Annotated in this window: 14 protein-coding genes and 1 pseudogene; 13 read left to right on the top strand and 2 right to left on the bottom strand. The window is 32.7% G+C overall.

Annotation, left to right across the window (positions count from 1 at the left end):
• Window positions 1–124: 124 nt before the first annotated feature.
• The 3 genes and pseudogenes from AN960_RS25350 to AN960_RS12165 all read left to right on the top strand — a co-directional run.
• A pseudogene (locus AN960_RS25350) lies at window positions 125–250 on the top strand (dockerin type I domain-containing protein); the annotation flags it as partial.
• Window positions 251–636: 386 nt separating this feature from the next.
• Window positions 637–1,206 carry a helix-turn-helix domain-containing protein gene (locus AN960_RS12160; RefSeq protein WP_056471628.1) on the top strand — a complete coding sequence of 190 codons (570 nt, stop codon included), beginning with the start codon at window positions 637–639 and terminating at the stop codon, window positions 1,204–1,206.
• Between the two features lie 166 nt (window positions 1,207–1,372).
• Entirely contained in the window at window positions 1,373–2,623 is a 1,251-nt protein-coding gene (locus tag AN960_RS12165; RefSeq protein ID WP_056471632.1) for a CynX/NimT family MFS transporter, read from the top strand.
• Window positions 2,624–2,798: 175 nt separating this feature from the next.
• Here the strand turns inward: AN960_RS12165 and AN960_RS12170 are convergent, their stop codons facing one another.
• Complete coding sequence (locus AN960_RS12170) at window positions 2,799–3,113, bottom strand: winged helix-turn-helix transcriptional regulator (protein WP_056471635.1); 315 nt, start codon at window positions 3,111–3,113, stop codon at window positions 2,799–2,801.
• A 177-nt stretch (window positions 3,114–3,290) separates the two neighbouring features.
• Between AN960_RS12170 and AN960_RS12175 the strand changes: the two genes are divergently transcribed.
• From AN960_RS12175 to AN960_RS12190, 4 genes are all read left to right on the top strand, one after another.
• Complete coding sequence (locus AN960_RS12175; protein WP_056471640.1) at window positions 3,291–4,385, top strand: FAD-dependent monooxygenase; 1,095 nt, start codon at window positions 3,291–3,293, stop codon at window positions 4,383–4,385.
• Between the two features lie 88 nt (window positions 4,386–4,473).
• The gene (locus AN960_RS12180; protein WP_056471643.1) at window positions 4,474–5,235 is read left to right on the top strand and encodes a GTP cyclohydrolase II; all 762 of its coding nucleotides are present in this window, start codon (window positions 4,474–4,476) and stop codon (window positions 5,233–5,235) included.
• Entirely contained in the window at window positions 5,228–6,325 is a 1,098-nt protein-coding gene (gene ribD, locus AN960_RS12185; RefSeq protein ID WP_156339676.1) for a bifunctional diaminohydroxyphosphoribosylaminopyrimidine deaminase/5-amino-6-(5-phosphoribosylamino)uracil reductase RibD, read from the top strand. Before AN960_RS12180 ends, ribD begins: the two co-directional genes overlap by 8 nt.
• 15 nt (window positions 6,326–6,340) lie before the next feature.
• A complete protein-coding gene (locus tag AN960_RS12190; RefSeq protein WP_056471648.1) occupies window positions 6,341–6,910 on the top strand; it encodes a 5' nucleotidase, NT5C type in 570 nt (189 codons plus the stop codon).
• Between the two features lie 291 nt (window positions 6,911–7,201).
• Here AN960_RS12190 and AN960_RS12195 read toward each other — a convergent pair whose 3' ends face one another.
• Complete coding sequence (locus AN960_RS12195) at window positions 7,202–8,494, bottom strand: C40 family peptidase (RefSeq protein WP_056471649.1); 1,293 nt, start codon at window positions 8,492–8,494, stop codon at window positions 7,202–7,204.
• Window positions 8,495–8,930: 436 nt separating this feature from the next.
• On the opposite strand from AN960_RS12195, the gene AN960_RS12200 reads away from it, so the two are divergent.
• The 6 genes from AN960_RS12200 to AN960_RS12225 all read left to right on the top strand — a co-directional run bounded on the left by AN960_RS12200 (window position 8,931) and on the right by AN960_RS12225 (window position 13,847).
• Window positions 8,931–9,224, top strand: coding sequence for a hypothetical protein (locus AN960_RS12200; protein WP_056471652.1), 294 nt, complete (start codon window positions 8,931–8,933; stop codon window positions 9,222–9,224).
• Window positions 9,225–9,406: 182 nt separating this feature from the next.
• Window positions 9,407–9,709 (top strand): hypothetical protein, encoded by a 303-nt coding sequence (locus tag AN960_RS12205; RefSeq protein ID WP_056471657.1) that lies wholly within the window; start codon window positions 9,407–9,409, stop codon window positions 9,707–9,709.
• A gap of 202 nt (window positions 9,710–9,911) precedes the next feature.
• Complete coding sequence (locus tag AN960_RS12210) at window positions 9,912–10,412, top strand: GNAT family N-acetyltransferase (RefSeq protein ID WP_056471663.1); 501 nt, start codon at window positions 9,912–9,914, stop codon at window positions 10,410–10,412.
• Between the two features lie 22 nt (window positions 10,413–10,434).
• Window positions 10,435–10,980 (top strand): 2'-5' RNA ligase family protein, encoded by a 546-nt coding sequence (locus tag AN960_RS12215; protein ID WP_056471665.1) that lies wholly within the window; start codon window positions 10,435–10,437, stop codon window positions 10,978–10,980.
• A 339-nt stretch (window positions 10,981–11,319) separates the two neighbouring features.
• Entirely contained in the window at window positions 11,320–12,405 is a 1,086-nt protein-coding gene (locus AN960_RS12220; protein ID WP_056471668.1) for an aromatic ring-hydroxylating oxygenase subunit alpha, read from the top strand.
• A complete protein-coding gene (locus tag AN960_RS12225) occupies window positions 12,405–13,847 on the top strand; it encodes an aldehyde dehydrogenase family protein (protein WP_056471671.1) in 1,443 nt (480 codons plus the stop codon). The genes AN960_RS12220 and AN960_RS12225 overlap by 1 nt, the downstream gene beginning before the upstream one ends.
• Window positions 13,848–13,852: the final 5 nt, after the last annotated feature.

The raw sequence follows: 13,852 nt of genomic DNA on the forward strand, positions 1-13,852 counted from the left end.
AGGCTTTTTACTTTAACTGTTTAGCCTTTGAAGTTAATCTCCAGTCGTTCCTTTCTCACGTAATTCAATATAGAAACCTTCTTATTTCTCAAATTGTGTTTTTATCTAATGAAAGGGGGGAGATATCAATAAAGACAATGTAATCGATATTAATGATGCTCTAGCAATTGAAACATATTGGGGAACAAACAAACGCTCAGATGATATCAACTTTGATGGTACAGTTGATGCGAAAGACTTTGCATATGTAGAAAAGAACTTCTTAATGCAAAACCCTGCTGTAGATAATGCACCAAAACCAGTGAAGAAATATACAGGTAAGTCAATTGACGTGATTAAGAATGAGTTAGGCAATCAATAATTAGGGTGCCGAGGAAAAACCACAAGGAATTTTTACTTCCTTGTGGTTTTTGTGCGTTTTCTCTAAAAAAGAGGTCAAATCAATTTCGTTATTTTTCAATAATAGTAAGAAAAGTGTTGTAATAAAGTATGTTTTATTAGACTTAATTAACATTTTGGTATAATATAATTTACAAAATGGTTTATTTATTATTATTTTATCCACTATAATATGTAAAACATTAATAATTATTTTTACTTTATATTTTCCCATGATATTGCGAAGGGTGGCTCAAAATGAGTTTAGAAGCTGATGATCAAAGACAAGTTGTTTTACAAGTAGGAACAGTACTAAAAAAACTACGTAAAGAAAGGCGTTTAAGTCTTGAAAACCTATCAGAATTATCGGGTGTGAGTAAGCTTACGTTAGGAAATATTGAACGCGGAGAAACCAATCCAACAATAGGAATGTTATGGAAAATTTCAAATAGCTTATCCATACCACTCATGGCTTTATTCTCATCTGAAAATAATGTGAATCTATCTAGAGCCGGTGAGGGACTAAAAATTGTTGGGGACGAAAATAACTGGGCAATTGAGCCGATTTTCCAAAACGTAAATAATAATATGGAAATGTATCGTGCTTATATACAGCCGAATAGCACCTACCATCCAGAAAAACATCATCAGAATTCAACTGAAATCGTGACTGTTATGGCTGGAACCCTTACAATTACAGTCAATAATGAAACATTTACACTAAATCAATATGATTCGATTAGTTTTTCTACAAATGGCACTCATTCATATGCCAATCATACCAACGATGTCGCTGTTCTCCATATTATATTAAAATATAGAATTTGAATTTCTATAGCTTAACCTAAGGTATACCTCAATCAACTGAACAGATTAGGTATTCCTTTAGCAATTTAATTTCTCTCTTCATGGATAAATCGAAACTCGTCTTTACAGTAAAACATATTGAACAAACTACAATACATGAATTTTTTTAAAGCTAGGAGGGAATAGGATGAATTCAATGGATCAAGTCATTAAAAAGGAGAATAAAGGGGCCATTTCAACTGTTGGCAAATCAACAGTTTGGATATTGATTGTTGGTATTGTATTTATTGCTGCTAACTTAAGGGCCCCTTTAACCTCAGTAGGACCAATTGTTGGTCTTATTAAGAATGATATGGATATTTCAAATACATTGGCAGGGATGATTACCACGTTGCCATTATTAGCTTTTGCGTTTTTTTCACCTATTGTACCTAAATTAGGGCAAAAATTTGGGGTGGAACGAATTATTTTTGGTTCCATTGTCTTTTTGACTGTTGGTATTGCTATACGTTCTCTATCAGGGGTTGCTGCTTTATATATAGGTACGGCTATTCTTGGTTTAGCTATCTCCGTTGGTAATGTATTGTTACCTGGCCTGATTAAACGTGAATTTCCTGAACGAATTGGCTTGATGACGGGCGTGTATTCCATTTCTATGAACTTATTTGGAGCGATAGCTTCTGGTGTGAGTGTTCCCATTGCACTTGTAGTGGGATTTGGATGGAAAGGCGCATTGGTAATTTGGGGGATTTTAAGCTTTATATCTATTTTAATTTGGTTACCACAGTTGAAACATCTTAACGCAAAAAGGGATACTGTTCATAATAAAACGGCTAACAGTCATGAGAATTTGTGGGGTTCGGCACTAGCGTGGAAAGTAACCTTGTTTATGGGACTGCAGTCCATGATCTTTTATGTACTTGTCGCCTGGCTGCCAGAAATTCTTAAACAACAGGGATTGAATTCAAGTCAGTCTGGCTTGATGCTTTCTGTTATGCTATTGGCTTTGCTCCCATTTACCTTCATTGTCCCAGTCATCGCAGGGCGCATGTCCAGTCAACGTTCGTTAGTGACTATTGCAGCAATTTTATTTTTAATTGGGATGTTTGGGTTACTATACGGTAGTTCAAACTTAATCGTCTTGTGGATCATCGCTTTAGGCATAGGAGGTGGCTTCGCATTTAGCCTAGCCATGATGTTTTTTAGCTTACGTACAAGGAATGCGCAACAGGCTGCTGAGTTATCTGGTATGGCCCAATCGATTGGATACTTGCTTGCGGCTGTAGGCCCAACCCTATTTGGGTTTATACATGATGCAACCAATAGCTGGACGATTCCACTTTTAATATTAGTTGGTGCATCGATTCTACTCTTTATATTTGGTCTAGGAGCGTCCAAAGCGCAATATATTGGTTCTGCTCAAAAGGAAAACATATAATTTATACAGCATTTATATAAGTATATATCAATCATTTGCTCAAAAAAATCAAAACTGAGCCCAAATAAAAAAGGGATGTCCACTAGTTAGAAATTTAACTTATGAGACATCCCTTTTATTTGCAATTGAATTCTAAAAAATAATTAAAAGGCGAAGCAAAAAACAAAAACCATTTTTAATCGATTGTTGTCCAATCTTGCGACCATTTCATTAATTCCTTAATAACTGGTTCTAAAGCCAGTCCTTTTTCTGTCAAAGAATATTCGATCCGAACTGGGGTTTCTGGGTATACATCTCGTTTTACAATACCAGCTTGTTCTAAATCCTTTAATCTTTCTGAAAGGACGCGCCCGCTAATTGGCAAAGTTGATTCGATTGTACAAAATCGTTGTGATCCAGAAAGAAGTTGAAAAACTATAAGAATTGCCCATCGTTTACTAATTAACTCTACGCTTTTTTCAAACCGAGGGCATAATAAAGAAAAATCCATTTAAAACCACCTCACCTATACCCATATTATAACTAAATTTGAATTAATAACAAGATTACCATACATAAATTTATTACTTGACGTAAGTTCATTACTAAATTAAACTTACTTACATAAAGTAACTAAATAATTTTTTTAGAAAAATAATAAATGTCTATAAATAGGTGGCAAAACAACATGAATATGAATACAGATGTATGTATTGTAGGTGCGGGACCAGGTGGTGCACTATTAGCATATTTGCTTGCAAAAAATAATATTTCGACAGTTCTTGTGGAACGACATAATGGAATTGATAAAGAATTTAGGGGAGAACATCTAAATTCTGAAGGTGAACAAATATTAAAAAAGCATCATCTTTATGAAAAAGTTAAAGAATACGGACTACTGCTAATGGATCGTGTTGAATATTGGAATCATAATAAAATAATAAAAAGTATTTTTCCATCACAAGGTTCAAAACACGTTGGTATTCATGTTCCACAAAATCATTTATTGAATGTTATTTTAAAAGAAGCAAATAAATATGAAAACTTTAAGCTTTTAATGGGCACACGAGTGTCTAAATTAATAGAAGATCAAGATGGTCGTTATATTGGTGTTAAAGCAGTAAGGAATGGTACTGAAATAACAATTAATAGCTCGATTATAATTGGTGCTGACGGTCGATTTTCAACGATCCGAAAATTAGCAAATATACCCACGGATATTATAAAACATGGATACGACCTACTTTGGGCTAAAGTACCAAGACCAGCAAGTTGGGATCCAACAGTTAGATTAACTTTGATTAATAAACAACAATTGGCTTTGTTTACTCAAGCTGGAGGATTCATTCAAATTGGATGGAACATAGAGGAAGGTTCTTTTTCGAACTTAAGAAGTAAATCTTTCAATCCTTTTGTAAATCAGCTAATCGAAGCATTTCCAGAACTGACTGAAACAGTTCAAGAAAATATAAAATCTTGGAATGATTTTGTATTATTAAATGTTCAAAGCAGCCGTAGCAAAACATGGGTAAAAGACGGCTTAATTATAATGGGTGACGCGGCACACACAATGAGCCCTACTGCAGCGCTTGGTGTAAATATTGCAATGAAAGATGCAGATATTTTAGCAGAAATCATTCAAGATGCTATTCAAAACAAAGATACTAGTACAATAGTGTTAAAGAAATTTGAATATGCTAGACGAGGAGAAGTTGAAAGCTTACAAAAGCAACAACTAACACAGGAAAGTACCTTCAAACATCACTTTGATGTGACTATATAAAGAATGCCTTAAATGTTTAAATATGGACAAGTAAAAATTAAAATATATTATCATTAAGAAATAGTGTTAGAAAACAGGAGGAAGCCTCATGATCAACGAAAAAGTAGTTTCTTTATTAAAAGAGAAAATTAATGTCATAAAAAATAACGATAAATCAATTTATTTAGTTGGACCAATTAAACTGCCTGTAAATTTAGATGGAGAAACAGTCATTTTTCAATGGTATTGTTGGCTACGCTGTGAGGATATCGAAGGAGATTTTTGTAGCGATGGATCATATAACACTGAAAAAATTATTAGTAAATTAGCTTCATCCAATTTAGCAGAAATGCAACAATCAAGTGTATTAGTTTATGGTGACTTTGAAAATTCAGAGGACGCACTAATTCGAATGCATAGTATTTGTCATACGGGTGATATTTTTGGAAGTAAACGTTGTGACTGTGGATTCCAATTAAAAGAAGCAATGAAAATGATTTCTTCAAATGAATCAGGTGCATTATTTTATTTAGCAAACCATGAAGGAAGAGGAATCGGATTATTCAGTAAAGCAATGGCATATGTACTTCAAGAGCAAGGATTTGATACTGTTGAAGCAAATGAAGAGCTAGGTTTCGTAGATGACGCACGAAACTATGAAGATGCTATTAGAGTATTAAAAACACTTCGTTCAAAACCAGTTACTTTAATTACAAACAACCCAAGAAAATTGGATGCTCTTCAAAACTCTGGAGCTAATGTATCTGGAAGAATTCAATTATGGGGAGACAAATCAAAGTATAACGAGAAGTATTTAGAGACTAAAATTGTTCGTTCTGGTCATTTTAAAGGAGGACGTACAATTGAGTAATCATGAATTTTATATGAATTTAGCTATTCAAAATGCCATGGCTACGAAAGGTCAAACCGATCCAAACCCACTAGTAGGGTCTGTAATCGTAAATGATAATCGGATTGTTGGAATTGGTGCTCACTTAAAAGCTGGTGAACCTCATGCTGAAATTAATGCACTTAGAATGGCAGGAGATAAAGCTGAAGGTGGAACAATTTATGTAACTCTTGAGCCATGCTCTCATCATGGACGAACTGGTCCTTGTGCAGAGGCGGTTGTACGTGCAGGCTTGAAAAAAGTTGTTATTGCTACACTTGATCCAAATCCGCTAGTTGCAGGAAGAGGAGTAAAAATTCTTCAAGATGCGGGAATTGAAGTAATCATCGGAGTTTGTGAAGAGCAATCGATCAAAATGAATGAAGTATTTAACAAATATATTGTTAAAAACATTCCTTTTGTCGTAATGAAATCAGCGTCTACATTGGACGGGAAAATTGCTACCCATTCTTCTGATAGTAAATGGATCACTTCAGCAGAAGCTCGAAATGATGTTCATCAATTAAGAAATGAAATTGGTGCGATATTAGTTGGCGTAAATACAGTATTAAAAGATAATCCAGAATTAACAACTAGAATTCCAAACGGGCGTAATCCAGTTAGAGTCATACTAGATTCAACTTTAAAGATTCCTTTAGAATCAAAAGTTGTAACTGATCAACAAGCAGATACATGGATATTCACAAGTCAAAAACACTCTGAACAAAAAAGAAGTGAATTAGAAAACTTAGGTGTAAAAGTATTTGTAACGAGCGATCCAAGTCAGGTTGATTTAAACGAAATGCTAAAAATTCTAGGAAAACATTCAATCTCTTCTTTATTAGTAGAAGGTGGTGGAGAAGTGAATGCTTCCTTTATGAATCAAAATTTAGTTGATAAAGTGATTGTCTATTTAGCTCCTAAATTAATAGGTGGAAAAAATGCACCTACATTTTTAGAAGGTACTGGGTTTGATAAAATGGGACAAGCGATTGAACTTGAAGAGATTGAATTAACGAAAATTGGTCCTGATTATAAATTCATAGGCTATCCGAAATATATTACTTCATGAGGAAGGACTTTTAGAATGAAATTCGGTTTCGATATTGACGATACTTTAATTGATTTAAGACAGCATGCTTTTCACATTTATAATAAAAAATTAAATAAAAATATCCCTATAGAAGCTTACAATGAATTGAAAACTGTTGAAATTCATGAACCTTTTGGCTTAACGGCAGAAGAAGGAAGCAAAATGTGGAAGAGTAATCTAGAAGAGACATACTTTACGACTTGTCCTCCATTTCCATATGCAGTTGAAACATTACAAGAATTAGAAAAGCAGGGACACGAAATTTATTATGTGACTGCTAGAAATAAAGAATATGGTGAACGCACAAAAGAATGGTTATTAAAAAATGGATTTCCAGTTCATCAAGATCGATTTTATTGTGGAATGAAAGATTCTGAAAAAATTCATATTATAAAAGAATTAGGCTTAGATTATTATTTTGATGACAAACCAGAAATATTGAATACACTCTCAGAATTAACTTTAAAAGCATATGTGAAAGACACTTCATATAATAGAGGGATGGACATCCCACGTATTACGTGTTGGTCTGAATTAAAAGAGATTATTTCGTTTAATCAATGAAGAAAAAAACACCTTGATAGGTGTTTTTTTACGTGTTGAAATAATTGAAATATATTGCACTTAATTTATTTATGAATGGTTTACTTTTTTTGATAAAGAAGTTGATTGGAACGGAAGGTTGCTCGACTCCTATGGGATAAGCGGGAAGGCTGAGACCCCGCAGGCTTGCCGAGGAGGCTAAAGAATCTCGCCCCATGGAAAGCGAGCATCCTGTAGTGGAAATCAACCTCAAACATCTTCTTTTAAATAGAAAAATTGACAAGTTCTTTTTTCAAGTAAGATGTTGAAAACTTATTTAAATCTTTTAAATCCTAAAAAATGTTGGTTCCAATATGAATTGTTTATTTTAGAAATAGTTACTCCTGAACTACTACTTGCATGGATAAACTCATTATTATTAATCACGATACCCATGTGGGACGGTCCATAAGTATAAGTGTTTTCGAAAAAGATTAAATCTCCAGGTTGAAAGTCATCTACAGTTTTTAAATTTGAACTATTATACCAATATCCTGCAACATTTGTTCTAGGAAGTGACAATCCAGATTCTTTGAATACATAGGAAATAAATCCACTACAGTCAAAACCTGATGGAGTTTCCCCACCCCAAATATAAGGTACACCTGAATACTTTTTAGATAAGGTGATTAAAGTTTGCACATCAAATGATTGAGAGTTATTAGAATCAACTTTATTTGAATCTGTCTGACTTGAATCTACCTTGTTTGAATCTGTCTTATTTGAATCAGTCTCTTTTCCAACATAAGATGCACCAACATACCCTATAACCCCATTAAATTTTATCTTATACCAACCATTAGAAAGTGAGATGACATCTAGTTTTTGATTTTTATTAACACTACCTAAAATCTGATAAGAAGTTCCAGCCCCAGATCTTACGCGTAAACCATTAATAGTAGAAATATAGTTTCCATAACTGACCACTTGATTATTATTACTATTATTCGATTCGGTAACTTTTCCAACATAGGATGCGCTAATATACCCTATTACCCCATTAAATTTCACCTTATACCAACCATTAGAAACTGAGATTACATCTAATCTTTGATTTTTATTAACACTACCTAAAATCTGATAAGAAGTTCCAGCGCCTGATCTTATGCGGACACCGTTACCAGTAGAAATGTAGTTCCCCGAAGTAACCACTTGATTATTATTACTAATATTCGATTCGGTAACTTTTCCAACATAAGAAGCACTAATATATCCAGTTGACCCATTAAATTTTATTTTATACCAACCATTAGACGATGAAATTACATCAAGTTTTTGGTTTTTATTAACACTACCTAAAATCTGATAAGAGGTACCAGCTCCAGATCTTACATGGACACCATTACCGATTGATTTATATGTACTAATATTATTATTTGAATAAAGTGTACTAGATTGCAGAGTTTTGGAATCAATAGAGGCTGCAGCTGCAGTAGTATTATATGGAATTTGAATTGTTAATGTTGATGCAAGGCCAACTAATGCCATTGAGTTTAATGCTCGTTTTTTATTTCTTTCTCCTTTCAAATTTAACTTAATTAAGGTACTTGCTGATTTTGATTTCATTACTTACCTTCCCTCTAACCAATAACAGAAATAACAAAGAAAAATCCCTTACCTCTTTTGATAGTAAGGGCAAATCTTAGATTACATGAATTTGGTAATTAAATTATTTAGAATGTGAGATCACATTTAGTTTAAATTCTAACATAAGTACATAGATGTCTTCACTTATTTAGTGTTAAATTTTTCCGAAAAAGTAAATTTAGTTCAAAATTTACTAAAAAAAAACAAAGAAATAACGTGATATTTTCACTATTCAGCAACTTGAAAAAAACGTAATAGATTTTTTTATTTCCGTAAATAAAGATAAGATTATTGCTTTATGAAAGTTTTGTTAAGTAAACTAATAATATAGATTATACAAGTTGTCAGGAAATACAAGCGTAAAAAAGTCTATTAAAATATTAATCCTACCCTTTAATCGGAGGTGCTAGTCAAAGTGACAAAGCTTGAACTTGATATTCAAAACATACAAATTGCAAAACATACGGATTATAAAGGCTATAAAATTAAATTTTCGATTGATCAACAGCAGTTTGCACTTTTAGTCGGTAAAACAAAGATATTATTTCCTTTGTCTTTAATTCACACTTTTAATGAAAAAGGAACATGTCAGCTTTGCAATAAACTAGTTTTTCCATCAAATATTAGTCAACAAGTTTGTCCAACATTATTTAATAGAAGAAATGAATTATTAGCTTATTTCCAAGAACATTATTCTGAGCAATTTTAATTAGCTATAAAATGGCTTTTGACAATCGTCGACCAAAGTAAAATAATAAATTAATAAAGAAATCGTGATAAAAAACTACTTTTTGGGTAGTTTTTATTTTTTTATGAAAATATTTAACGATAATGAGTCATAAAAATAGCATTTCGTCATATATTTTGTTGAAAACGGAGGTGCTATTTCACATGGTGATTCAAGACTTAGATATTCAAAACGTGGTAATTAGTAAGCTTGGAGGGTACGACGGTTATAAAATAAGCTTTTCCGTTAATCATCAAGGTTACATATTATTAGCTGGAAAACAAAAGACGATTTTCCCTTTGTCTATTAAACATGCATTTATTGAAAAGGAAAAGTGTCAGTTTTGCAATAAACTTGTATTTAAATCTGCGATAAGCCAGCAAATTTGTTTAAATCTCCTTCTTAAGAAAAGCGATTTATTATCATATTTTCAGCAAAGGTATCCAGAACCATTTGAGCAAATATAAGTTTTAAAGAAAACTATCGAGGAAAAACCACTAGAGAGGTGGTTTTTTGTTTATTAAATGAGTACATATTATTATTTATCCCTCCATCAATTCAATATAGTTGATTAAGAATTGTAATAATTTAGTTAAAAAAACACTGTAGAAATACGATTGTAATTGTTGTACTATTCTTATAATTATATTTTTATTGGAGGATATTTTCATGCCTAATTCTTTATTACCGACAAATACTATTTCTTTACAATTTTATAATGACAAATATGATGATCAATTAAAAAACTATTTTCTAGCTGATGAGCATCTAAAATTTACTGGTCTTCCTATAGATAATATAGAAAAGTGTATATTAGAGGCTGATCGTCATGCGATTTTAATTTTGAGTAATAATGATGTTGCAGGATTTTTTGTTTTGCATGGTTGGGATGGAGTTAGACAATATAGTGATAATAAAAATGCAATTCTATTAAGGGCTTATTCTGTTGATTCAAATTTTCAAGGAAAAGGGATTGCGAAACAATCTTTGAATTTATTGCCTTCTTTTGTAAAAGCGAATTTCCCCAAGCGAGATGAAATTATTTTGGGTGTGAATCATAAAAATATTGCTGCACAGCATGTTTATTTAAAAAGCGGATTTATTGATAAAGGAAATAGAGTAATGGGGAGAAAAGGTGAGCTCTTTATTCTGCATATGGATCTAGTATAAGTTTAGAAAGAAGGAAGAGATGATGTACGGAGTTGTAGCGTTATTTGATGCAGAAACCGAACAAATTATTAAGGATATTTGGACAGAGTTAAGAGAAAAATCGATTTCTTTCTATGCTGATGAAGTAGTAGATCGTAAACCTCATATTACTTTAGCCAGTTATCATCGTTTAGATAAGCTAAGGTTTATTGAACAATTAGATGATTTTTATGAAAATAAGCCAGAAATAGATATTAGTTTTAATTCAATTGGTTCTTTTTTAAATACTGGCATATTGTATTTTTCACCAAATGTTACTAAAAATTTGATTGAGTTTCATGAGAACTTTCATATTCAGTTTAAACAATTTCATGATAATCCAAAGTCTATTTATCTACCTGGAAAGTGGATCCCACATTGTACCTTAGCTAATAGATTGTCACCGGATAAACTGGTTGAAGCATATAATTATTGTTTATATCGAAATGATACGATTGTAGGGAAAATACAGGAAATTGGTATTATTGAGATGGTTAGTAAAAATAATGCTCCAATTATCTATTCGAAGTCTTTAAACCCAATAAGATAAGCTGAAAAACTCGTAAAAAATAACGAGTTTTTTATTTTTGGCTCTATTAATACCTTTATAAAAGGTGGTTTTCTTTTGCCCGAAAATCAACTATTAACGACAACAGATGCTTATTTTTAAATAGTCTTACTCATAATCGTTCGATGAGTGAGTGAAAAAACTCAAATAATCGAATTGGAAACAACTCATTCGAGTTGTTTTCAATTCGATTATTTTATTAGCTCGAGTCGTTTTGAATCATTAAATGTTGATTTATAGGTATTTTTAAATTTTGGCATGGATATTGCAATATAAAAGATACAGGGGTAGAAAATAGGGAAATGAGAGGGGTTAAAACAAATGACTTTTAACAAAGTACAAAATGCAACGACTGAAAATTTCGAGAGAACGCTAACTTATGATTTATACACTGATCCAAAGGTTTTAGAGCAAGAGCAAGAAAAGATCTTTTCAAAGTCTTGGCAGTTAGTTGGACATGTTAGCCAGCTAGAAAATATAGGAGATTTCTTTACAGCAGAAGTAGCAGGTGAACCGATTATTGTAACACGTGACAAGAATGGGGTTATTCAAGCTTTTTATAATGTTTGTCCACATCGAGCAACTAAGCTAGAGAAGAATGAAAGTGGAAATAAAAAAATTCTACAATGTGGTTACCACGGATGGACTTTTCATTTAGATGGTAAATTAAATAAAGCTCCTAATTTTAAAGGAGAAGATTTGGCTTGTGTATCAAATGCTTGTTTACGAGCTGTAAGGATGGAAATTGCTGAGGCGTTTATTTTCGTTAATTTAGATGACGATGCTACATCATTAATTGAGACTTATGGAGATTTTTTTGAAAAGCTAAGCAAGTTTACTTTTTTAAGTGAATTAAAAAGAACGAGCAGTAGATCTAGAATTATTAAAGCAAACTGGAAAGCATTTATTGATAATTATTTAGAATGTGATCACTGTCATGTAGCTCATCCAAGCTTTGTGGCTACTTTAGATATGAAAGACTATCAAATTATTACATGTCAGAATTATTCTGTTCAAGGATCTGTTGTGAAAGCAAATAAGAAAATGGGTTCATTAGATTTTAATGAAGTAGAAATGCAAGGTGGTACATTCTATTGGTTATGGCCGAATTTAATGATGACGATTTATCCAGGCCCAGGAAATATTGCCACAATCCAAATGATTCCAATCGATCATGAGACAACACTTGGAGTTTACACATACTACTTTAGAGATGAAAATTTAACACAGGAAGAAAAAGACTTAGTTGAATTTGCTGAAGTAGTACGTAATGAAGATGTTGAATTGGTTGAACTTGAACAAGTAGGATTCCGCTCACGAGCATTTAATAAAGGCTTCTATTCTTCTTCAGAGCAAGCAATTGTTCAGTTCCATGAGACTGTCCTAAAAGCACTGGAGGAAGAATGATGATCAACAAAGTAGGTCCAATGAAACAATATTTATTCATTAATGGTGAAGAAGTACAAACAACAGAGTATTCTAATTTGTATTCTCCATTTTCAAGAGAAGTAATTTCAGAGATTGCTGTTGCTACAGAAGAACAAACGAAAAAGGCAATCGAAGTAGCCTATCTGTCAAAAGATGAGTTTGCTAGAATACCAGCGTTTGAGAGAGCACAAATTCTTGAAAATGTCGTTCAGTTATTAAAAGAAAATTTTAATGAAGCTGCTGAAATAATTACAAAGGAAACAGCTAAACCAATAATGTTTTCAATGGGAGAAGTAACAAGAACAATAGAAACATATAAATTTGCCGCGGAGGAAGCAAAACGAATTCATGGAGAAACAATTCCATTCGATGCTGCTTCTGGTGGTATAGGAAGAGTAGGATATACAGTAAGAAATCCGATTGGTGTAATTGGAGCGATTACTCCGTTTAATTTTCCTATGAATCTAGTAGCTCATAAAGTTGGTCCAGCTATTGCATCTGGTAATACCGTCGTTTTAAAACCGGCATCTCAAACGCCACTTTCGGCACTATTTATAGCTAAGTTATTCAAACAAGCTGGTTTACCAGACGGTGTATTAAATGTTGTAACGGGACCAGGACGTACAGTTGGTGACACGATTGTTGAAGATGCACGTGTAAACATGGTTACATTTACAGGTAGTACAAGTGTTGGGATTAACATTAGAAATAAAGCGAAGTTAAAAAAAACAACGCTTGAACTTGGATCAAACGCCGCAGTTATTATTGATAAAAATACCAACGTTGATAAAATTATTGATCGATGTGTAATGGGAGCCTTTTCAAATCAAGGACAAGTATGTATTTCTTTACAGAGAATTTTTGTTCATGAAGAGATTTACGAAGAGTTTACGAACAAATTCGTAGAAGCAACTAAAAAACTAAAACTAGGTAATCCATTCGACCATGAAACCTATCTTTCATCATTAATTTCACCTGATGAATTAGATCGGGCGTTAGGTTGGATTAATGATGCAAAACAAAGCAATGCAAATATACTTACAGGTGGTAAAACACAAGGGAATATATTAGAGCCTACAATAATTGCTGATGGTACTTCTAGTTTAAAAGTTTCATGTCAGGAAGTTTTCGCTCCAATTGTAACGGTTAACAAAGTGAAATCAATTCAGGAAGCTATCTCTCATGTAAACGATTCACGCTATGGATTACAGGCTGGGATTTATACGGATAGTGTATCGAATGCATTACTTGCTTCAAATGAACTTCATGTAGGTGCGGTCATCATTAACGATATTCCAACATTTCGGGTTGATAATATGCCATATGGTGGTGTAAAGGAAAGTGGTACTGGAAGAGAAGGGATAAAGTTTGCAGTAGAAGAAATGACGGAATTGAAGCTAATTGTCTGGAATCAAAACTGATGTTA

The sequence above is a fragment of the Bacillus sp. FJAT-25509 genome (assembly GCF_001420605.1).
In the GTDB taxonomy this organism is placed as follows: Bacteria; Bacillota; Bacilli; order Bacillales; family Bacillaceae_G; genus Gottfriedia.

Excerpts from the sequence above, each read along its gene's own strand:
- AN960_RS12160 (WP_056471628.1), top strand. The coding sequence starts at position 637 with ATGAGTTTAGAAGCTGATGATCAAAGACAAGTTGTTTTACAAGTAGGA.
- AN960_RS12165 (WP_056471632.1), top strand. The coding sequence starts at position 1,373 with ATGAATTCAATGGATCAAGTCATTAAAAAGGAGAATAAAGGGGCCATT.
- AN960_RS12170 (WP_056471635.1), bottom strand. The coding sequence starts at position 3,113 with ATGGATTTTTCTTTATTATGCCCTCGGTTTGAAAAAAGCGTAGAGTTA.
- AN960_RS12175 (WP_056471640.1), top strand. The coding sequence starts at position 3,291 with ATGAATATGAATACAGATGTATGTATTGTAGGTGCGGGACCAGGTGGT.
- AN960_RS12180 (WP_056471643.1), top strand. The coding sequence starts at position 4,474 with ATGATCAACGAAAAAGTAGTTTCTTTATTAAAAGAGAAAATTAATGTC.
- AN960_RS12190 (WP_056471648.1), top strand. The coding sequence starts at position 6,341 with ATGAAATTCGGTTTCGATATTGACGATACTTTAATTGATTTAAGACAG.
- AN960_RS12195 (WP_056471649.1), bottom strand. The coding sequence starts at position 8,494 with ATGAAATCAAAATCAGCAAGTACCTTAATTAAGTTAAATTTGAAAGGA.
- AN960_RS12205 (WP_056471657.1), top strand. The coding sequence starts at position 9,407 with ATGGTGATTCAAGACTTAGATATTCAAAACGTGGTAATTAGTAAGCTT.
- AN960_RS12210 (WP_056471663.1), top strand. The coding sequence starts at position 9,912 with ATGCCTAATTCTTTATTACCGACAAATACTATTTCTTTACAATTTTAT.
- AN960_RS12215 (WP_056471665.1), top strand. The coding sequence starts at position 10,435 with ATGTACGGAGTTGTAGCGTTATTTGATGCAGAAACCGAACAAATTATT.
- AN960_RS12220 (WP_056471668.1), top strand. The coding sequence starts at position 11,320 with ATGACTTTTAACAAAGTACAAAATGCAACGACTGAAAATTTCGAGAGA.
- AN960_RS12225 (WP_056471671.1), top strand. The coding sequence starts at position 12,405 with ATGATCAACAAAGTAGGTCCAATGAAACAATATTTATTCATTAATGGT.